Source organism: Paenibacillus septentrionalis (assembly GCF_042659865.1).
In the GTDB taxonomy this organism is placed as follows: Bacteria; Bacillota; Bacilli; order Paenibacillales; family Paenibacillaceae; genus Pristimantibacillus; species Pristimantibacillus septentrionalis.
This window is the reverse complement of record NZ_JBHSTE010000004.1, coordinates 410,131-431,752: the sequence shown is the minus strand read 5'-3', so window position 1 is coordinate 431,752 and position 21,622 is coordinate 410,131. Positions and strand designations below refer to the sequence as shown.

Annotated in this window: 17 protein-coding genes; 5 read left to right on the top strand and 12 right to left on the bottom strand. The window is 47.7% G+C overall.

The genetic code is table 11. The features are described 5' to 3' along the window. Positions 1 to 8: 8 nt before the first annotated feature. Genes ACFP56_RS13790 through ACFP56_RS13780 form a run of 3 tightly spaced genes read right to left on the bottom strand, consistent with a single transcriptional unit; the run spans position 9 to position 3,449 of the window. Positions 9 to 911, bottom strand: coding sequence for an ABC transporter permease (locus ACFP56_RS13790; RefSeq protein ID WP_379235426.1), 903 nt, complete (start codon positions 909 to 911; stop codon positions 9 to 11). An 18-nt stretch (positions 912 to 929) separates the two neighbouring features. Next, positions 930 to 1,874, bottom strand: coding sequence for an ABC transporter permease (locus tag ACFP56_RS13785; RefSeq protein ID WP_379235424.1), 945 nt, complete (start codon positions 1,872 to 1,874; stop codon positions 930 to 932). An 18-nt stretch (positions 1,875 to 1,892) separates the two neighbouring features. Continuing rightward, positions 1,893 to 3,449, bottom strand: coding sequence for an ABC transporter substrate-binding protein (locus ACFP56_RS13780; RefSeq protein WP_379235422.1), 1,557 nt, complete (start codon positions 3,447 to 3,449; stop codon positions 1,893 to 1,895). A gap of 371 nt (positions 3,450 to 3,820) precedes the next feature. Between ACFP56_RS13780 and ACFP56_RS13775 the strand changes: the two genes are divergently transcribed. Further along, on the top strand, positions 3,821 to 4,426 hold the full coding sequence (locus ACFP56_RS13775) for an ANTAR domain-containing response regulator (protein WP_379235420.1): 606 nt from the start codon (positions 3,821 to 3,823) through the stop codon (positions 4,424 to 4,426). Positions 4,427 to 4,558: 132 nt separating this feature from the next. Here the strand turns inward: ACFP56_RS13775 and ACFP56_RS13770 are convergent, their stop codons facing one another. Continuing rightward, positions 4,559 to 4,867, bottom strand: coding sequence for a hypothetical protein (locus ACFP56_RS13770; RefSeq protein ID WP_379235418.1), 309 nt, complete (start codon positions 4,865 to 4,867; stop codon positions 4,559 to 4,561). A 294-nt stretch (positions 4,868 to 5,161) separates the two neighbouring features. On the opposite strand from ACFP56_RS13770, the gene ACFP56_RS13765 reads away from it, so the two are divergent. Next, positions 5,162 to 6,025 (top strand): SDR family oxidoreductase, encoded by an 864-nt coding sequence (locus ACFP56_RS13765; RefSeq protein ID WP_379235416.1) that lies wholly within the window; start codon positions 5,162 to 5,164, stop codon positions 6,023 to 6,025. Between the two features lie 111 nt (positions 6,026 to 6,136). Here ACFP56_RS13765 and ACFP56_RS13760 read toward each other — a convergent pair whose 3' ends face one another. The 4 genes from ACFP56_RS13760 to ACFP56_RS13745 all read right to left on the bottom strand — a co-directional run bounded on the left by ACFP56_RS13760 (position 6,137) and on the right by ACFP56_RS13745 (position 13,783). Next, entirely contained in the window at positions 6,137 to 7,918 is a 1,782-nt protein-coding gene (locus ACFP56_RS13760; protein WP_379235414.1) for an acyl-CoA dehydrogenase family protein, read from the bottom strand. A 75-nt stretch (positions 7,919 to 7,993) separates the two neighbouring features. Further along, on the bottom strand, positions 7,994 to 9,175 hold the full coding sequence (locus ACFP56_RS13755; RefSeq protein WP_379235412.1) for an acetyl-CoA C-acyltransferase: 1,182 nt from the start codon (positions 9,173 to 9,175) through the stop codon (positions 7,994 to 7,996). A 20-nt stretch (positions 9,176 to 9,195) separates the two neighbouring features. Further along, a complete protein-coding gene (locus tag ACFP56_RS13750) occupies positions 9,196 to 11,601 on the bottom strand; it encodes a 3-hydroxyacyl-CoA dehydrogenase/enoyl-CoA hydratase family protein (RefSeq protein ID WP_379235410.1) in 2,406 nt (801 codons plus the stop codon). Positions 11,602 to 11,632: 31 nt separating this feature from the next. Further along, on the bottom strand, positions 11,633 to 13,783 hold the full coding sequence (locus ACFP56_RS13745) for a heterodisulfide reductase-related iron-sulfur binding cluster (protein WP_379235408.1): 2,151 nt from the start codon (positions 13,781 to 13,783) through the stop codon (positions 11,633 to 11,635). A 196-nt stretch (positions 13,784 to 13,979) separates the two neighbouring features. On the opposite strand from ACFP56_RS13745, the gene ACFP56_RS13740 reads away from it, so the two are divergent. Genes ACFP56_RS13740 through ACFP56_RS13730 form a run of 3 tightly spaced genes read left to right on the top strand, consistent with a single transcriptional unit; the run spans position 13,980 to position 16,339 of the window. After that, positions 13,980 to 14,561, top strand: coding sequence for a TetR/AcrR family transcriptional regulator (locus tag ACFP56_RS13740; RefSeq protein ID WP_379235406.1), 582 nt, complete (start codon positions 13,980 to 13,982; stop codon positions 14,559 to 14,561). Between the two features lie 24 nt (positions 14,562 to 14,585). After that, a complete protein-coding gene (locus tag ACFP56_RS13735) occupies positions 14,586 to 15,362 on the top strand; it encodes an electron transfer flavoprotein subunit beta/FixA family protein (RefSeq protein ID WP_379235404.1) in 777 nt (258 codons plus the stop codon). Beyond that, the gene (locus ACFP56_RS13730) at positions 15,362 to 16,339 is read left to right on the top strand and encodes an electron transfer flavoprotein subunit alpha/FixB family protein (RefSeq protein WP_379235402.1); all 978 of its coding nucleotides are present in this window, start codon (positions 15,362 to 15,364) and stop codon (positions 16,337 to 16,339) included. Before ACFP56_RS13735 ends, ACFP56_RS13730 begins: the two co-directional genes overlap by 1 nt. A 262-nt stretch (positions 16,340 to 16,601) precedes the next feature. On the opposite strand, the gene ACFP56_RS13725 is transcribed toward ACFP56_RS13730, so the two are convergent. From ACFP56_RS13725 to ACFP56_RS13710, 4 genes are all read right to left on the bottom strand, one after another. Next, entirely contained in the window at positions 16,602 to 18,080 is a 1,479-nt protein-coding gene (locus tag ACFP56_RS13725; protein ID WP_379235400.1) for an aldehyde dehydrogenase family protein, read from the bottom strand. Between the two features lie 307 nt (positions 18,081 to 18,387). Further along, on the bottom strand, positions 18,388 to 19,362 hold the full coding sequence (locus ACFP56_RS13720; protein ID WP_379235398.1) for a hypothetical protein: 975 nt from the start codon (positions 19,360 to 19,362) through the stop codon (positions 18,388 to 18,390). Further along, positions 19,352 to 19,930, bottom strand: coding sequence for a sigma-70 family RNA polymerase sigma factor (locus ACFP56_RS13715; protein ID WP_379235396.1), 579 nt, complete (start codon positions 19,928 to 19,930; stop codon positions 19,352 to 19,354). Before ACFP56_RS13715 ends, ACFP56_RS13720 begins: the two co-directional genes overlap by 11 nt. Before the next feature lie 624 nt (positions 19,931 to 20,554). Beyond that, complete coding sequence (locus ACFP56_RS13710) at positions 20,555 to 21,592, bottom strand: Gfo/Idh/MocA family protein (RefSeq protein ID WP_379235394.1); 1,038 nt, start codon at positions 21,590 to 21,592, stop codon at positions 20,555 to 20,557. Positions 21,593 to 21,622 lie beyond the last annotated feature (30 nt).

Sequence of the window (21,622 nt, the reverse complement as noted above, 5' to 3'; positions counted from 1 at the left end):
CTCCAATATCAACTTGATTTCACTTTCGAATGCGGATCAAACTCATCGCGAATCCCTTCACCCAACAACGTAAAAGCTAATACCAGTAAAAAGATCGCTAGACCTGGCGCAAAGGATATCCACGGCGCCACCGTCAGAAAATTTGTGCCGCTTTGCAGCATTTCTCCCCAGCTCGGCTGTGGAGGAGGAGTCCCAAGACCAAGATAGGACAGGCTGGCAACCGTCATAATCGCCTGCCCCATATTCAGGTTGCATGCAACGGTAAGTGAAGTCGACGTGTTCGGCAAGATGTGGCGAAACAATATACGCCACGTCGAAACACCATGACTTTTAGCAGCCTGAACAAACTCACGATCCCGAATACTAAGCACCTGTCCCCTCGTAATCCGAATAAATTGCGGCGCCATAATGACTGCAACCGCGATCGATGCATTAAGAAAAGAGGGCCCCATAATAAAGGCAATGGCCATCGTAAGCACAAGACCCGGAAAAGCCAGCCATGTATCCACGACACGCATTAAAATTTCATCAAACTTCCCTCCGTAATAACCTGACAACAGGCCAAGCGGAACACCAATAGCGAATGCCATTGCTACAATAACAATTCCTGAAGCGAGCGATTCTCTCGCTCCCCAAACTACTCTGCTGAATACATCTCTCCCCAAATTATCCGTTCCGAACAAATGTGCCGCATTAGGCGAAACGAGCGCCGATGTATAATCCGTTTCATAGGGGGAGTACGGAACAAAGAATGGCATAATAACAGCAGTGATCAAAAATAACGTCACCAGAATCAAACCAGATAGAATCAGTTGATTTTTATAAATCTTCCTCCAAACCACTGCCGATCTGCTTCTGTTGTTCTTCGGCCTAATTTCCACCTCTGTGCTTGCTACGTTGGCTGATGTCACAGCGTCCATCCTCCCTTCCTATGAATATCTAATTCTTGGATCCAAAAAGGCATACACAATATCGACTAGCAAGTTGGTCAGTAGAATTGTAATCCCCATAAAAAGCACCGTTCCACTTACTACCGGGTAATCTCGCTGAACAATGGCATTCAGTACAAGCTGCCCCATTCCCGGTAAAGAAAAGATAGACTCTACAATTACAGCGCCACTTAGCAGACCGCCCATCTGCAAACCAACAATCGTGACAACTGGCAGAATTGCATTGCGCAGCGCATGACTCATAAGCACCGTCTTCTGCTTAAGTCCTTTCGCTTTTGCCACTTGAATGTAAACCTGACTTAAAACCTCAAGCATTTCCCCACGCAGCATTCGCGATTCCATCGCAGCCAGCGGCAAGGACAAACAGAATACCGGCATGATCAAATAGTACAGATTGCTTCCAACTCCCTCCGACAAAGGTACCCAGCCCAGAGCAGGAAACCATTGCACCGTCACCGAAAACACAAAAACCATAATCAGCGCAAGCCAAAACGTTGGAATCGCCGCTCCCGCAAGGGCCATGAATCGACCAAGATGATCGATCCATGAGTTTTGATACTTTGCAGACAAGATACCTATTGGAACAGATATAAATAACGAAACGATAATTGCAAGAAGCGATAGCTCTACCGTAACAGGCAGTCTGGTCACAATTAGATCAATAACAGCCTGACTTCCATATAAGGAGTTGCCAAAATCACCCTGCACGATGTCTCCCAAATATCGAAAATACTGAACATATAGCGGCTGATCTAATCCAAGCTTGGCTTCAAGCAGCAGCACCGCTTCCTCACTCGCTTCCTCGCCAAGTATGGAATGAGCGGGATTGCCCGGCACGATATGAATAAGCATGAAGGTAAATGTCACTAACAGGAATGAAACAGGGATAAACCACAGCAGCCTTCGTCCTATATAGCTCGACATCACAGCCTCCTCCTTCCGTTATTTGCTGATTGTCGTATTATGGAATCTCAATAGCTGATCAGGATAAACCTCAAAGCCTTCAACCTTATCGACCCACACATCAATAACTGGCTGATATCCGGTAAATACACTTGGAACATCCTCAAGAAGAATTTCCGATACTTCTTTATAAATCGAGGTACGCTCCTCTTCACTTTGCTTCTCGCGAGCAAGCTGCATTAATTCGTCAACTGTTGGATTGCTGTATTTTCCGTAGTTAAATGGAGCATCGGTTACAATAAAGGCATAGCTGTTTTGGTCCGGATCGATCATGCCGCTCCAGCCACCACCAACTGCATCCCAATCACCGCTGCTTCGTTTCTGAGTCAAAGCAGTCGAATCGAGCGGCTCGATCTCCATCGTTATCCCAACCTTAGCAAGCTGACTTTGATACAGCTGACTAATTTGCAGACTTTGCGGGTCATTCGCGCTTAGATACTTAAAGACAAAGCCATCAGGGTTACCTGCTTTAACCAATTCCTCCTTAGCCAGATCTAAATCAAAAGGAGAGGTGACGCCAGGATCATTAGCAAACCCGGCCGGCGAAAAGAAGCTGTAGCCAGGCACAAAAGTGTTAAAGTATATTAGTGCATTCAGCTCATCGCGATTGATCGCATAATTAACTGCTCGGCGATTGTACTCGTTATTAAACGGAGCGCGCTCCAGATTCATCGTAATGCGTTGGAAGCCGAAGGAGGTCTTTTGCTCCATAATCAAATTCTTTTGCTTCTCAACATTCGGAATATCCTGAAAAGGAATTGAATCTACCAAATCCACCTGTCCAGAAATAAGTGCATTCAGCTTCTGTGAAGGGTTGGTAATCGGAATAAATTCAATGGCATCAAGCTTAGGCTGATCCTCTACCCAGTAATCCGGATTTCTTTCAACAACAAGCTTTTCATTTTTGTTCCACGAGATGAATTTGAATGGCCCGGTTCCTACTGGATTCATCTCATATTGATCACCTAGCTCATTTTTCGCAGTCATAGATGAAATCAAGCCAGTACGTCCTGTTATCGTCGCAATAAATGGCGTGAACGGTGTTTTCAACTGAACAATCAGCGTATAGGGGTCAGGACTAATCAACTCTTCAACTAACACCAGATCTGTACTTCTTGGTGACGCATTCGCTGGATCCATGATCCACTCCCAGTTATCAATAACAGCCTGAGCATTAAAATCTGTTCCATCATGGAACTTCACTCCTTCGCGAAGCGTAAACGTGTACGTTTTTCCGTCACCGCTTATCTCCCATTCCGTTGCAAGTCCAGGAATAAATTGTCCGTCTGGTGTAAGCTTTACCAGCGGATCATAAATATTGTTATACAGCTCTTCATCGATCAGCCTTGTTGAGCGGGCGGGATCCAATGTTCCAAAATCAGAAATAACGCCAACCTTCAACAACCCCCCTGCAACAGCCTCCGAACCATCCGCATTAGAGGAATCATTGGTCTCATTTGTCTTTGTAGATGAATTCCCACATGCTGCGGTAAACAACATTACAATAGCTAACAGGATCACGAATTTCTTTGTCATAGCGCTCACTACTCCTCTTAGTAATAGTTTCTCCATTCTCCACATGCCGCCAAAGAGCAAATCTGCTGAACCCCCTCCTATCGAATAACACAACTAGCACGTATGCCAAAAAGGGGCCGCACCTTTTGCTCGAATATTCGAACAGAAAATGCGGCCCCTTTGCCACCTCCACGTTTGGCTTCATCGGCAAACTGGAGATTGTATTAGTTTGTGTGATGAATCATAACATAAAGAATTAAATGTGTAAATAATTATCTGAATTATTGTAATTTTCAATGAAATAGTGTTATATAATATAACATAAAGGTCATCGATTTAAATTATTATCAGTGTTTAATGTAATAAAATATAACGCAAGGTGGTGCCTGATTATGAAGACTCTTCTCGTCCTATACACAGAACCTTTTTCACCAACCATTCAAGAATTAGTAAAGCACCTGGAAACGACAGAAGCAAGCGTTCATCCTGCCCCTTTTAATCCTCAATGGTTAGAAACAGGCGTATTAGAGTCCGAACATCTTGCTTCTAAGGAATTTGAGGGGATCGTTCTATGCTGTCCTGAGCATCAGCTTCAGTACATGATGGAGGGGCTGTCATCAAGTTTTGCTTTCCCAATTTGGTGGTGGTCTAAGGAAGCACGGTTTGACTTGAATTTATGCTACAAGCCAACAGGGATTTTGACAAGTAGTATGAGTCCCGCTGAGTTGAAATGGTCACTAGCGCTTGGCGCAGCAAATTTTCGTAAAATACTCCGCTCCAAGGAGCAAATTAAAAAGCTTGAGGATAAGCTTGAAGGGCGCAAGCTTATTGATCGTGCTAAAGGGATTTTAGCTGAAACATTAGGGATGAAAGAGGAGGAAGCATTTCGTTATCTAAGAAGCTTATCTATGAAGGAAAGAAAATCCATGGCTGCCATTTGTACGGTTATTATTAACACCTATGGGCCATTGCTCGATTCATCCAGGCATATTGAGTGAAGCAGCACCGATCCAGATTCATTAAGAAAAGCCCCTGCTAGTGCTCTGCCCCTAAAAATAGGGTGCACAGCTCCATCGCATTAGGGCTTTTCTACATCTTTCAGTCCTGTTTGACCTTAATTGAATATTCAGCTATCCTTCGACAAATTGAGCTTCAAGCGCTTGTGCCAGCTCAGTCATTTTCTCATAAATGATCTCATGTGAAACAGCAACATAGAGATCACCGTCATAGTAGCGAAATGGCACTTCTGCTCCGCCAACCTGCCACATGAAAAAATCGCCTTTTATCGTCATGACCGTTTCGGCATTTCGTACTTTATATTCTTCCTGGTAAACAAAATCAGGCTGCTGCTCGAATAGAGCCTTGCACTCTTCGAGAGTAAGCTGAAGCTCAGGCTGCTCCCCGGCCGGATTGCGCGTAATTCGATATCTAGTGTTCATCGTTACCTCCGTTGTACATCGTGTCCTGCTGCAGCTTGTTCGTCTAATGCGCAGGGCTACTTCTCCTATTATCCAGCTATTTCTCCCATTATTCAAGCCCTCGGAACCTTATCCTATTCACTAAGCAATTCCCCATTCTACCCCTGCGTTCGTGCCCTATCATAACCTCTCTTCTAAAGCCGACTAGTAATCCTCTGCCTTTTTCATCTCGATTAATTTTTCTCGTGAATTTCAGACTACTTAGCCTACTATACTAGTAACAAACAAAAAATTTTCCATATGGGAGGCGAGCTGATGCATCCATTCTCAGCTGATTTGCTGCAGAATAAAGTTGTGCTTATTACAGGCGGTGCAACTGGCTTGGGCCGCGCAATGGGAGAGTTCTTCCTATCGCTAGGCGCTAAGCTTGCTATTGCCAGCAGGCGTGAAGATGTGCTAAGGCAGGCCGCTCAGGAGATGAGCACCGAATCAAGACAGGTGTTCTACAAAGGCTGTGATGTACGTGATCCAGCCCAGATCCAGAGCATGGTTGATGCTGTGATGACGCACTTTGGACGGATTGATGTTGTCGTCAACAATGCTGCGGGAAATTTCATCAGTCCTACAGAGCGACTATCTCCTCGTGCTATAGATGCCGTGCTCGATATCGTGCTGCACGGCACGTTTTATACGACACTCGAAATCGGGAAGCGCTGGATTGAGCAAGGTCAAGGCGGGGTTATGCTGAACATCGTTACCAATTATGCCTCATCCGGGGCAGGCTCTGCCTTTGTCGTTCCATCAGCTGCAGCTAAGGCTGGCGTGCTGGCATTAACTCGCTCTCTTGCTGTCGAATGGGCGCGATACGGCATTCGTCAGGTCGCAATCGCGCCAGGCCCTTTTCCAACGGAAGGAGCCTCGTCCCGCCTATCTCCGATACCCGAGCTGGAAGAGAGAATGGTAAAGCGTGTCCCGCTTGGACGTGTCGGAAACCCAAGTGAGCTAGCCCACTTGGCTGCGTATGTCATCTCGGATTATGCCTCCTACATCAATGGCGAGGTCATTACGATCGATGGCGGCGAATGGCTACAGGGTGCAGGAGAGTTCAATGAGCTGCTGGATGTAACCGACGAGCAGTGGGATACGCTCGCTCAGCTTACTCGAAAAGGCAAGTCATAACCTAGTCGAGCCGCTTAACGCACATGTTCCATCCTCATGGTAGAAGCATACATTCGCAATAAAAAACAGCTCCTTATCTCATGAACGCTTCAGAGATAAGGAGCTGCTTGTTTAGATCACATATTTTTCTGCCGCAATAACGCTGGCTGCAATTTTGCGCTTTAATCCAATACGATCGACAGCTGTTTTGCGCGTCAGCTTTTTCAGTATCGAAAGCTGCGTGCGTAGCACATCCCCTGCCGCCATATGTGCTAGCACCTCTTTTGCCCACTGATCAATCTTCTCAAATTCATCATGCACAAATATGACTGTCGCTTGAATCGCAAGCTCATTTTTCGCCTCGCCAAGCTTTGCGATCCGTTTTTTCGTACGCAGCAGCGCGCTTTCCATCGCGAATACAGAAATCATCATATCAGCCAAATGACTTAGCACTTCCTGCTCCTCCTCGAGCTTAAGCTGATAGTTCTGTACAGCCTGTGCTCCACACATCAGAAAGATTTTTTTCGCCATCGCAATGAGGTGAGTTTCCTGCTCAAGAACGTGATCGAACTGCACAGGCGGGATCGGGTTCATCAGCTCCTCCTGCAGCGCCTGCGCACGCTCCAGCAGCGGCAGCTCCCCCTTCAAGCCTCGCTTGATCAGCGTGCCTGGGATAAGCAAACGATTGATTTCATTCGTCCCTTCGAAAATGCGATTGATCCTCGCATCGCGGTAGTTGCGCTCAACGCGATATTCTTGAATAAAGCCGTAGCCGCCGTGAATTTGCACCCCTTCGTCGACAACCTCATCCAGCACCTCTGAGCCAAACACTTTATTGATGGAGCATTCCAGCTGATATTCTGCAATTGCTTTGGCAGATAAGTAGCCTACCTTCTCGCTATCATAATCGACCTCCGCAAGCCCGACGTCGAATAGCCCTGCCGTGCGATAAACCATGCTCTCCAGCGCGTAGGTTTTAATCGTCATGTCAGCCAGCTTCTGACCAATTAGCGGGAAGGACGATATCGCCCGCCCAAACTGTGTACGTTCGTTGGCATACTTTGCCGCCAGCTCAATTGTATCCTTGGCACCGCCCAAGCAGCCTGCCGCCAGCTTGAAGCGACCGATATTCAATATGTTGAAGGCAATGAGATGACCCTTGCCAACCTCCCATAGCAAATGATCAACAGGAACCTTCACATCCTCCAAAATAAGCGGGCAGGTGGAGGAGCCTTTAATCCCCATTTTTTTCTCCTCTGGACCGATGCTGACTCCCTCCATCGTACGCTCCACGATAAAGGTGCTCATCTCTTTTCCGTCCACCTTCGCATAGACGATAAACAGATCCGCAAAGCCGGCATTCGTAATAAATTGCTTCGTGCCATTCAGCACATAATGGGTGCCATCCTCAGAAAGAATCGCTGTTGTTTTCGCTCCCAAGGCATCTGAGCCAGAGGATGGCTCCGTCAAGCAATAGGCTGCTATCTTCTCACCCGTTGCCAGGGCTGGAAGGTATTTTTGCTTTTGCTCCTCGGTCCCGAAGTATACGATCGGCAGCGTGCCGATCCCGACATGCGCACCGACAGATAACGCAAATGCCGAAGCCTTCGTGAATCGCTCGCTAATCAGCGTCGAGCTGAGCTTATCAAGCCCTAGCCCGCCATATGCTTCTGGCACCTCAGCACCAAGCAGTCCAAGCTCGCCAGCCTGACGAATCAGATCGACAGTCAGCTCGTAATTTAGCTTCTCGATCTCCTCATCACGCGGCAGCACTGCTCCCTGCAAAAATTGCTCCGTCGTCTCGGCGATCATGCGATGCTCCTCTGTAAAGTCCTCGGGTGTGACGACTTGATTGAAGTCGGTTTCGTCAAGAATAAAACTGCCGCCTGCAATTTTCTTCGAACCTGTACTCATGCTCATCTCTCCTTGTTCATAGATTCCAAGCTTCCTAGTTGAGTGCTCATCATGATCATGGTGCAAATAGCGAACTTATGCATGCACCTCAAATACACCTGCTGCTCCCATTCCTCCACCGATACACATCGACACGACACCATAGCCGCCTCCCTGACGCTTCAATTCACTGATTAAGCTGGTCGTCAGCTTCGTGCCCGTACAGCCAAGCGGATGACCTAGGGCAATCGCGCCGCCATTGACGTTGACCTTCTCCTCATCAAGCTCCAGCTCGCGAATAATGTGCACGCACTGTGAGGCAAAGGCTTCATTAATCTCGAATAATTGCACCTGATCCTGTGTAATCTCAGCCATTTGCAGCGCCTTAGGGATCGCTTTAACTGGTCCTACTCCCATAATTTCAGGCTCTACGCCAGACAAGGCAAACGATCTGAAGGTGGCAAGCGGCTTTAAGCCAAGCGCATCTGCTTTTTCGCGGCTCATCACGACAACCGCTGCGGCTCCATCACTCATTTGCGAGGCATTGCCCGCCGTTACGCTGCCTCCCAGCTTGAACGAGGGCTTCAGCTTCGCTAAGCCTTCTACTGTTGTATCAGGTCGAACTCCTTCATCCGTGTCGAAAACAAAGCGCTTCTTGCGCACTCTTTCCTTCTCATTCAGCTCAATAAGCTCCGCCTCGAATGGTACGATCTCCTCCTTAAACTTTCCTTCTGATATCGCTCTAGCCGCTCGTTCATGAGAACGTGCAGCGAATCGGTCCTGATCCTCACGACTTATGCCGAAGCGAGCAGCTACCTCTTCTGCCGTATGCCCCATGCCGATGTACACCTCGGGCATTTGCTCAACGATTTTAGGATTCGGGGACACCTTGAAGCCCGTCATTGGCACATGACTCATGCTCTCCACTCCGCCAGCAATGATGACGTCTGCATGACCAAGAATAATCCGTTCTGCTGCAAATGCGATCGACTGCAGCCCAGAGGAGCAAAAGCGATTGATCGTAAGCGCAGGAACCGTCACTGGAAATCCTGCGTACAAGCTCATAATGCGGGCAAAATTAAGCCCTTGCTCTCCCTCTGGCATCGCACAGCCTATGATGATATCTTCAACATCCTCCTTCTGCAGACCTAGCGCGCGCTCAATTACCGCCTCGAGTACAACCTTCCCCAAATCATCGGCTCTCGTCTGAACAAGACTGCCCTTTTTGGCTTTGCCAACAGCTGTTCTCGCCATTGATACGATTACTGCCTCTCTCATTTAGTATCACTCCCCTCGTTCTAATTGCGCAGCGCTTTGCCCTTGGTCAGCATGTGCTGCATTCTCGCTTGCGTCTTCGGCTCGCCACATAGACTCAAGAAGGCCTCCCGCTCCAGATCAAGCAAGTATTGCTCAGACACCAGCGTACCTGCGGGCACATCTCCCCCTGCCAGCACATGAGCGAGCTTGTTGGCGATTAACAGATCATGCTCGCTTATATAGCCGCCTTGATGCATCCCGATGGCGCCAAGCTGCATTACAGCTTTGCCTTCAGATCCGACGACTTTTATTTTCGATTCCACTGCTGGTTCATAACCAGCCTTCACCATGCCGAGTACCGATTGCTTCGCTTCGTGCAGCAGATGATCCTGATTCAGGATCACCTTATCGTGAGCCTGCAGGTAACCGAGCCGCTTCGCGTCATGTCCGCTCGTTGAAACGGTAGCTGTGCCGATCATGCGGAATATCTCATTTAACACAGGCTGCAGCTCAACATCGGGGTACTTGGAATACTGCTGGCTGGTGCGCAGGGCAAATTCCTTACAGCCGCCACCTGCTGGAATCAAGCCGACTCCTACCTCGACCAAGCCATAATACGTTTCGGCAGCGGCGATCACCTGATCGGCTGGCATGCATGCCTCAACTCCGCCGCCAAGCGTCATCCGATGCGGTGCAGCAACGACTGGTTTTTCGAGTCGCTTCAGCTTCAGCATCGTCTGCTGAAACAGCTGAATGATGTCATTCACCTCATCCCATTCCTCATCCTGCGCCTCCATTAGCAAAAGCATAAGGTTGGCGCCTACACAAAAGTTGCGTCCTTGATTGGCAATGACCAAGCCCTCATAATTGCTGCGAACCTCCTCAACGCTCTGATGGATCATCGTCAAAATATCTGCTCCGATGGCATTGTTGGGGGAGTGGAATTCCAGACAAGCAACCCCATCTCCCAAATCAATTAGACTTGCGCCCGCATTGCTGCGAATAACCCTATTTCTCTCCTTCAGCTGTCTTAATGAGATAACCTCTGGCCCGTAATCAACCTCCTCATAGCCGTTCATGCTGCTGGAGCGAACATAAATGTTGCCCGCTTCTAATTTATAGAATGAGCTATTGCCTGCCGCTATCCACTCCTTCACCCAGCCTGGAACAGCAAGCCCCTCCTGCTCCATCCTGGCAACGGAGCGCTCGAGACCAATCGCATCCCACGTCTCGAAAGGACCAAGCTCCCAGCTAAAGCCCCACTTCATCGCATCATCGATCTCCTGAATCGAATCGGCAATCTCGCCAAGCTTATCTGCAGCGTAAAGGAGCACATGCTTTAGCACATTCCATGCAAAGTCGGAATACCGGTCGCCTGCTCCGAGCAGCGCCTTCGTCTTGGCACGTGCACCTTTTGCCAGCTTTGCTGCCTCAAGCGATGCCGATGCTGCTTTTTTCTGAGGAATATAGTCAAAAGTGGCTAGATCGAGCTGAAGGATCTCACTGCCTTTTTCGGTCTTTCGCTTTTGATAGAAGCCTTGCCCCGTTTTTTCACCAAGCCAGCCTTTTTCCACCATCGTTTGCAGCAGTGCTGGCGTCTCGAATACGCTGCGCTCCTGCTCGCTTGCAGCCTGCTCATACACATTAGCAGCAACATGTACGAAGGTGTCCAAGCCTACAAGATCAAGCGTGCGGAAGGTCGCTGATTTCGGTCTGCCCATAGCGGGCCCCGTAATTGCATCAACCTCAGAAACCGTTAAGCCCGAGGCAGTCATTTCCCTTAACGTCACGAGCAGACCGTACGTGCCGATGCGATTCGCAATAAAATTCGGCGTATCCTTCGCAAGCACGACTCCTTTGCCAAGCACCTTCTCACCGATTTCCTTCATCTGTGCAACGATGGCAGGGTCTGTCTTCTCTCCCGGAATTATTTCAAGCAGTTTCATATAGCGAGGAGGGTTGAAGAAGTGCGTGCCGAGAAAATGCGTGCGGAACGCCTCGCTGCAGCCCGCTGACATCTCATTGATCGAGATGCCTGACGTATTGGAGCTGACAATAATGCCCGGCTTCCAGACCTGCTCGATTTTCGCAAGCAGCTGCTGCTTGACGGCAAGATTTTCAACGACCACTTCAATAACCCAATCGGCTTCTCCAATCAACGAGAGATGATCCTCAATATTGCCCGGTGTTATTCTCGCGGCAAAGGCAGGATCATATAAAGGCGCAGGCTTCGTTTTCCCCAGCTTCCCAATCGCAGCAGCAGCAAGACGATTGCGGACTGCCGTATCCTCGAGCGTAAGCCCCTTCCGTTCCTCATCAGCGGTCAGCTGCTGTGGAACGACATCAAGCAGTAAGCAGGATATCCCCGCATTAGCAAGCTGTGCAGCAATTCCAGACCCCATAATTCCTGAACCAATGACAACGGCCTTACGAATCGTTTTTGTCATGCTATTTCCCCTCCGATCTCTTATTTCACGGCTACTCTATCGCTGTCTTGCTTCCAAAAACAGACTGCTCCAGCAGCTCTGCAATATCTCTTGCCTTAACGTCCTGCTCGACCTCCTTAAGCTTCGTTCCATCCTCAATCATCGTCAGGCAATACGGACATGCACTGCTAATCACCGTAGGCTTTGCTTCCAGCAGCTGCTCTGTGCGAGCCACATTAATACGCTTGCCAGCTGTTTCCTCCATCCACATCATGCCACCTCCTGCCCCGCAGCACATCCCATTTTCCCTCGTGCGCTCAGGCTCAACAAGCTCAATGCCTGGAATCGCTCGCAGCACATTGCGCGGCTGATCATATACCTCGTTGTAGCGACCAAGATAACAGGAATCATGATACGTAATTCGTTCCTTCACCTCATATTGCGGAAACAGCCTTCGTTCCTGGAGCAGCTGCTCAAGCAATTGCGAGTGGTGAACTACCTCAATGCCGCTCATGCCAAAGTCAGGGTACTCATTTTTCAGCGTATTGAACGTATGCGGGCAAGCCGTTACAATTTTACGCACGCCGTATTTCTCGAACGTTGCAATGTTCTCCATGCATAGCTGCTGGAACAGCATTTCATTGCCCATTCTGCGCGGGGTATCGCCGGAGTTTTTCTCCTCATTCCCTAAGATCGCGAAGCTTACGCCAGCAGCATCTAGCAATCTCGCAAATGATCTCGATATTTTGCGGCTGCGAAGATCGTAGGAGCCCATGGAGCCGACAAAGAACAGATAGTCGAACTGATGATTTTCCTTCACCGTAGGTACGGTAAAGCCTTCGATATCTCCCGTCCATTTGTCACGATCATTACGGCTTATACCCCATGGATTGCCTTGACGTTCGATGTTCTGCATCGCGCGTTGACCCTCATGCGGCATACTGCCCTGCATCAGTACAAGATGACGTCGCAGGTCGATAATTTTATCAACATGCTCATTGCCGACCGGGCACTGATCCTCACAGTTTCGGCATGTTGTGCATGCCCATATCTCCTCTTCGCTCATCACATCTCCGATCAGCTCCAGCTCGGTTACGGGCTTATCAGACTTTTGCCACGTCTCCTTTTGCCAAGCAATCGTCTTATGAATGCTTGTCGTTGCCTCTTCTGTCCATTGCCAATCAGACTCGCGCTCCTCGGCGAGCGCATGAATACCGCTTGTTTGGAATAAGTACGCTGGCACATAAGGAGATTTGCTTGTAATCGCTGCGCCTTTATCGGTTAGATGATCGCGCAGCTTCGTAATGAGATGCATCGGAGACAATGCCTTCCCTGTGCCTGAGGCAGGGCATACATTCGTGCAGCGCCCGCATTCGACGCAAGCATAAAAATCAAACATTTGCTTTTTCGTAAATTGCTCAATCGCGCCAACGCCAAAGCTTTCTGCTTCTTCATCTTCGAGGTCAAGCTTAGTCAGCTTGCCAACAGGTTCTTTTTTGCGAAAGTAGATATTAATTGGTGCGCTAATGAGGTGAAAGTGCTTGGATTGTGGGACGTATACCAGGAAAGCGAGCAATATGAGCAAATGCGCCCACCAGCTAACGTAGAACAACACAGCTGCTGCCGTTTCAGAGAGGAAAGAACATACGAATGCGATCATAGATGAGATCGGTGCAAGCCAAGAGAATTCATGGCTCAGCCATACACGTTCAAAGCTTAACGTAAGGATGACTGACAGCATCAATGCATAAATAAAGAAGATAACAATGCTCGGCTTCCAGCCTCTTTTCAATCTGGGAAGCTTCTCGATGTAACGCCGGTAGGTGGCATACCCCATCGCCAGCAAAATCAGAACAACGGTTATTTCCTGCAGCAGGCCAAACCATTCATAGGCGGGCAAGGGCAAATGACCTCCCTTGCTGAAGCCCTTCCAGATCAGATCAACAGCGCCAAACTGCAAAATAATGAACCCATAGAAAATAACGATATGCATCACACCGCTTTTCCTATCCTTCATCAATTTCGTCTGACCGAAAACCTCACTGACAAATTCCTGCCATCGCCCCTTACTTAATGCCTTGAAATCAGAAGGCGCGCCAAGTGAAACATACAGATAGCGGTGATAGACAGCCTTGTAAAACAAATATAAGCCGTAGCCGACTGCCGTCAGAAAACAAACTAAATTCACAATCTGCCACATCATTCTTCATCAGCCCTTCCTATAAATTATTGCATCGCATGCAGATAGCCTGAATACTAGTTAGTAAGCGATTTCAATGCGCTTGTATATAAAAGGTTATGGCTAACAATTGACAATATGAGTGGTTTACCCTAAGATTATGAAAAAAACTGAATGAGTATTCATTCACTATCTGAAATTGTGCAGCCGAGGTGACATGATGACCAGTAGAAAATTAGAGAAATATGATTCGATCTTGAATGCAGCGCTCAAGGTAATTGCGGAAAACGGCTTTCATGGCGCTCAGGTTTCAAAAATCGCAAAGGAGGCTGGTGTAGCAGACGGAACGATTTATTTGTATTTCAAAAACAAGGAAGATATCCTCATTTCACTGTTTCAACAGCGTCTTGGCGCACTCGTTGATCAATTCCACGCAAGCATTCAAGATACACACAGCGCAGCAGATGCCCTTCGAACCGTATGCCATATTCATTACAGCGAGCTTGAGCGCAACATTCATCTCGCATACGTCACACAAATTGAGCTTAGACAAAGCAATATTGAGCTTCGCAAAGCAATTGGCGCATCCGTTAAACCATATATTAAGCTAATCGAACATATTCTAGAGAGAGGCGTGCAGTCGGGCGAGTTTCGCAGCAATCTGGATGTGAAGCTAACCCGCTCTCTTATATTCGGAGCGATGGATGAGGTGGTTACCTCCTGGCTTATTTCCGGACAAAAATACTCATTATCCGCGCAGGTTGACGGTACGCTGGACTTCTTCTTAAAAGGCTTGAACTAATATGCGTTGAAAGGGGCTGTAAGTATGAACATCGTTGTACTGCTTAAGCAAACCTTTGACACCGAAGAGAAGATCGTAATCGTTGACGGTTCTATTGACGATAGCGGCGCGAAATATGTGATCAATCCATACGATGAATATGCCGTAGAGGAGGCGCTGCTGCAGCGCGATCAGCACGGCGGCACCGTCGTCGTAATAGGCGTCGGGCCTGAGCGAACGAGCGAAGCGCTGCGCACCGCGCTTGCGATGGGAGCTGACGAGGCGGTGCTCATAGCAGATGAGCGTACCCAACAGGACGAAGCGAGCATTTCGCATATTTTGGCTGCCTATCTCCGCTCCCAGCCAGTCGATCTCATACTTGGCGGCAATTTCTCAGTCGATACAGGCGGAGGCCAAGTCGCTATCCGTCTTGCGAAGCTGCTTGATCTGCCCCATGTCGGCTCCATTACGAAGCTGGAATGCAGAGGCAACGATGCAGTCGTGCAACGAGATGCTGAGGGCGACACCGAAACCATTCACATCACACTTCCTGCACTATTCACTGCTCAACAAGGACTAAATGAACCTCGCTACCCTTCCCTTCCTGGCATTATGAAAGCGAAGAAAAAGCCATTCAAGCAGATAACGCTAGATGATCTGCAGCTAAGCAATGACGAGCTTCGTTCACTCTCCGCTCGTACTGAAACGATCTCTCTTTCCCTACCAGCTCAGCGCTCAGCAGGTAAAGTATTGGCTGGTGATTTACCTGCGCAAGTGAAAGAGCTTTCCTCAATTATTCAAACTGCAAGGGGGAATGGTTGATGAGTTATCTGGTCATAGCTGAAACGCGAGAAGGAATGCTTCGCCAAGTATCGCTGGAGTCCGTTCAAGCAGCTACCCTTATTGCTGGATCATCTGAGTCTATCTCCATCTGTGCAGCCGTCATTGGCTCCGATATTCAAGCAGCTGCGCAAGAGCTGTCTGCATTCGTTACGGGCAGCGTCTATGCCATCGAGCAAGAAGAGCTTGAGGCTTATAACGCCGAAGCCTATGCTCATGCGTTGCAAGGGCTGATTGCAGAAATTCAACCAGAATTTATTGTGCTTGGACATACAGCAATTGGTCGCGATCTTGCACCGCTGCTGGCGGCCAGCCTCGATGCAGGACAGCTGTCAGACGTCATTAGCATCCAGCGACAAGATGATGAGGTTCTGTTCACTCGTCCACTTTATGCAGGAAAGGCATTCGAGCAAAAACGCTTTGTCGGCAGCGGCCCGCATGTCGTTACGATTCGCCCGAATAATATTGCCGCAGCAAGTGAGGCTGATGTGTCTGGCAGTGTGATCGCCTATAATCCTCCTGCTGCACAGCTGCGTACGATTGTTCAGGAGGTCGTGCGCAAGGCTTCAGGCAAAGTGGATCTAGCGGAAGCGAAGGTCGTTGTATCAGGCGGGCGCGGCGTAAAAAGCGCGGAAGGCTTTAAGCCGCTGGAGGAGCTGGCAGAGGTGCTGAGCGGTGCTGTAGGGGCATCCCGGGGAGCTTGCGACGCCGGCTATTGCGATTACGCGCTGCAAATCGGTCAAACCGGCAAGGTCGTTACGCCCGAGCTGTATATTGCGTGCGGCATAAGCGGCGCTATTCAGCATTTGGCGGGAATGAGTCAGTCACGTATCATTATAGCAATCAACAAGGACCCTGAAGCACCGATCTTTAAGGTTGCCGATTATGGTATTGTTGGAGATCTGTTCGAGGTTGTCCCACTTCTTACTCAGGAGCTGAAGGCAGCGAGAAAAAGCTAATTAGCTCGGTTAGCATCGATCAGCTTGCTGAGCTGAGTCTTAAATTCTTGCGGTTCATCCACACGTATCACAACGTTAGATATGGATGCAATTAACAAACGCTGAATCTCTTGTTGAGCTTGATTTCAAATTGTGGCGTGTCGACTCTTAAATAAGCCAAGAGGCATCGGGATATTATGATCACCGATGCCTCTTGGCTTATTTTTGCTAGTGGGAGAGCTTGCGACATGCTTTCAATGCCTACTTATGGCCTTCTATACGATTATTCAGGGATATAAGGCAGCTCCAGCGTTTTAGGAATATTGATGACATGGGTCTCAACGTAAGACTTCAAGCCTTCTTCCCCGTACTCTCTTCCGACGCCGGACTGCTTCACACCTCCAAATGGGAAACGAACATCGAGACCTTGAACAGCTGCGGTATTAATCATCGTCGTACCTGCTTCGATCCGACGGGCAACCTTGATCGCATGCTCCTCTTCTCCCCACACAGAGCTCGTTAGCCCGAATATACTTTCATTATGCAGCTGGATCACCTGCTCTTCATCATCGAACGGCAAAATTGGCACTGTTGGGCCAAATTGCTCCTCCACAACAATCGGATCATGAGGATCAGCACCAAGCACTAATGTCGGCTGCAGGAAATAACCATTATCCATTAACTCAGGACTAATTATAGTACCAAGCGGAATCACTTTAGCTCCCTTGCTTTTTGCATCCTCGACAAGACTTTTTACATACTTGACCTGATTTTTATTGTTAACCGGACCTACGGTCACATCCGGGTGGAATGGATCGCCTACTCGTATCCACTTGTTGGCAGCCTCGATATACTTTTCTACAAATGCGTCGTAGATTGAACGATGCACATACACACGTTTCGCAATCATGCAAATTTGCCCGGCTGTCAAGAAGTTCGAGATAACCATCCTTCTCAACGCTCGCTCATCATTAACATCAAAATCTTCAAGCACGATTGCTGCATCATTTCCGCCCAGCTCCAGCGTCATCTTTTTAATCGTCTCCGAAGCAGCCTTCATAATGCTTTTCGCGGTCTGCGTGCCTCCAGTAAAGGCAATTTTCGCGATCTTAGGATGAGACGTCAGCTCGATTCCTACCTCTGCTTCACCGTGGACAAGATTAAGCACGCCTGGCGGAAATTCATTCGCAATGTTTTCAATGACATGACTGACAGCAAGCGGAGCGAAAGGACTTGGCTTCACCACCATCGTATTTCCAGTTAATAGCGCAGGCGCAATCTTGATGGTCGACAGTGAGATCGGATAGTTCCAAGGTGTAATCGCAGAAACAACTCCGATTGGGTCATACGTAATAATTGTTCTGCCGTTGTCATGCTCCTTCACTTGAGGGGTTACGACGTTTTTCACATGATTGCAGGCAAATTCCATCCACATGATCGAAATCGCGATTTCGCCTTGTGAATCATATAGCGCCTTTCCATGCTCTCTCGATAAGAGCTCAGCTATTTCTGGTGTTGCGTCCTTCAGCTTTTGAATCGCTCGCTGCATGCGGGCAATGCGATCATCGACGTCGCTCCAAGCCCAGCTTTTAAATGCATCATATGCTGCATCAATCGCACGAACCGTATCTTCCTTCGTATTTAGCGGCGCATAGCCGACAATTTCATCTGGGTGAGTTGGATTTTCACGAGGCGCATTTTTATCCGTTTTTACTTTTTTCCCGTTGATGATGGCATGCACGGTTATTGGTTCATTTCCCATTACTATTCCTCCATAGAGTTGCTGGTTTTTTTTAGTATGTGTTGGACTAGGGGGAATATACCGCTCAAAAGGATAAAACTCTAGGGATGGAAGTGCTTGTGTGGGCAAGAGAAAACCTTCATAAACACGTGCTTTTTATAATCCATAACAAAAATCATGTGCTATTAGCTATTAAGCACACCTATCTCGCTACAAAAATGACCGCTTCTCACTAAGCTTTTGAGAAACGGTCATACCTAACTTAATTAATGAATTTCTATCTGGCTCAGCCTTCGTTTGCCTTATTGAGCCAATCTCGGAGCTTTTTCTAAGGCAGACTTCTTACAGCCTCAATTAGTGTTTCCTTCGTCATATCCAAAGAATCAGATTCAAGTGAGTAGATCGTAGTCTTGCCGTCCTTGTCTGCCATCCACATTACACTTTGCAATACGCCATTGTCAGCTAATAAAGACTGTTTATTTTTGGTGTAGTGCACCTTTTTGCCGTTAACATTATATTCCTCGTATTCCGTATCAGGTGAAGTATATGCATCAATTTTTACAACGGAATCATCGTATACCTGCCAAGAATAATTAATCGCCGATCCACTTACATTACGATAGACCGAAGTATACATCGATATACCAGATGGCATAGCTGTATATTCTGCTTTTCTCCAAATGGTTTCATTCTCATTCTTAGATTTCTTCTCGGCTTCCATTTCTTCGACGATTTTCTCTTGATCGTAATCAATATACGGATAGAATGGATTGTTTAGCGTACCCGCTTCGAATTGGTATGCCCCAGCAAGCATTGACTGTGGTAATTGTTCTGTAATTCCGCGTTCCTCCAAGATCGATTCCCATTGAGCGTTATCGTAGATGTAATGGGGACTAGCTACTCCAAATACAGGCATGTCTTTAATAATTCCTGGTAAGTAAACAAGAGCTGCTTCTCCAGGTTCCAGCTGCGCTTTTACCTCTCTAAGAGAAGCTCTTGTATTTTCAAGTTTATCCAAATCTAAATGAAAAGCATCACCGGAAAAAAATTGATACGAAAGTGAGCTCGTAGAATCTGAAAACAAAAATTTACTCCCATATGCAAAGCCACATAAAACCGCTACGATCAACGCAATAACTGCTATTTTAGGCAAACCTGCTTTTTTCTTCATATGATCATTTCTCCCTTTTCCCGACACCGCCTGCTCATAGTCAGCCAGTATCTGAGCATCCAGCGAAGGAGGGCATTGCAAGGAAGATTCATTATGCTTGAATGCTTTGCTTAATTGCTGCTCAATAGACATAATCCTTCTTCTCCTTTCCGCCGTGAATTTCTTCAAACTGACGTCGTAATTGCTTCAGGGCGTGGTGATGTCTTGATTTAACTGTGCCTAGCGGAATATCTAACAAAGTCGAGATTTCTTCTAGCGAACAATCCTGATAGTATCTGAGAACGATGACTTCCCTTGCTTTAAGTGGAAGCTTTCTCAAAATCGGTAAAAGCTCTATCTGATCCCCTACTGCTGACAGCTTGGCTTCGGCCTTTCTATCAAATGAATGATCGGCTAATAGCTTTACCTTCTCGACAATCCGATAGAGCCTCCAGTTTCTTCGTTTCCAATTCCTCACTTGCCTAACAATCAAACCATTAAACCATGCAAAAAAAGGCTGCTCCGGCCGGTACTTGTCCGCACTTCTCAGCAATTCAATGTAAACCTCACTCATAATGTCTCCTACATCTTCCTTGCTGGAAGAGAGATAGTAGATCAATCTATAGGCATGATCTCTTGTCTCTTCATATACCGTCCGAAAAGCCTCCTCATCCCCTTTGCTCATCCGGATAAGCAAAGAGCTCCAATCCATGTTTTTCATAAGGCCGGCCTCCATTCAGGTGTTACATAAACTATTGGCTCGATTGCGTTAAAAGGTTCAATCTTGAGTAAACTTTTTTATGAGGATGAACGTTTAACGTCGCACCTTGGGTATCAAATCGTATGTGACTTAGAATTATCTCTATTTCATAGAAAAAGCGGAGCCATGATTGCTCCGCCTTTACAACTTATATAGCAATCTACTTGAGTTATCTCTTCTTTTTCATGCTAGATATTTCGATATTACTAAGGTCGATTCCTGCCGAATAGATATCGATGCATGTGTAGTGTTCAGTCGTCGCATAAAAACGGAGCCCTATGGGTGCTATTTTTTAATCCTTTATACTTTAATGAATCTCATTTATAGCATGTACAGTAACTTGACGGTTTTACCCACATCATAAATGTAATAGACGGCATTGTCGAATGATAAATCAATCATTTTGTAGAATTGGTATAAGTGTCTAAAGGAACACGCGTTATCCGCATTCGGCAAAAATCATCATTTCTTAAATAGCAAAAAAGCCGGGCGGAAATCGGCATGAACGCCTGATTCCCACTCGGCTTTATAGCAAGCTCGTTATTGCCGCCGCAATAACGTTATGATTTCCATATGCTGAAACGGCTAATGGCTGACCTTGCGAATTTGACCGGACTTAGCCGCTTCTACGCCTGCCAGGATCACTTCAAGCGCGCGAAGACCTTCCAGTCCATTAATTTCATGCCCTTCGCCCGAGAGAATGCCTTCTACAAAATGATCGATGACGCCAGAATTGGTTTGACCGCCCTCGCTATTTGTTTGTATTTTACCGATTTCAATATGCTCCTTCACCCCGTCTGCATATTCAACGACGATGCCGTATACCGGGTCTGCTCCAATCTTCATCGTGCCTCTCTCGCAATAAAGAATCGTACTGTTCACTTCATTCGGATAATAGGTCCAGCTGGCCGTTAATGTGCCGATTGAGCCGCCGCTCGTCTTCAATAGGAAAATCGCGTTATCGTCGATCGGAATTTCCTTATGCAGCGTTCCCACCAACGCGGATACCTCAGCGATCGGATCGTCGATCAGCCAAGCGATTAAGTCCGCTTTGTGCACGCCCAAATCGCCCATCGCACCTACGAATGCTTGATCCTTATTAAAAAACCAGCTTTTCGCGCCGTCTACGCTCCAATTCTCAGGTCCGCTATGGCCGAATGTCGTCGCGAAGGTCAGCACTTTGCCTAATTTGCCAAGCTTCAGCATTTCCTTGGCCTTCTGATGGACAGGCATCAGCCTCTGGTTATGGCCAACCATAAGATAAACGCCGTTCTCTTCGGCTGCCTTCACCATTTCCCTTGCTTCCTCAATCGTTGTCGCCATTGGCTTCTCGCATAGCACATGCTTTCCCGCTTTCATCGCTTGAATGGATACGGCAGCGTGAAATTGATTGGGCGTACAAACCGATACCGCGTCAATCTCATCGAACGCCAGCAGCTGCTCCGTACTCGTTATCGCGTATTGGGCACCGAACTGCTCCTTCACTTGATTAGCGCGCTCCTCGCTAAAGTCGCATACGGCGACGATCTCCACGTCATGTCTGGCCAAATATTCCGGGAGATGCCGACGCTGCGCGATCGCGCCGCAGCCGATTACTCCCACTCTAAGCTTATTAGTTGTCATCCTGCATTCACCTTTCCTGCCCGATCCGGT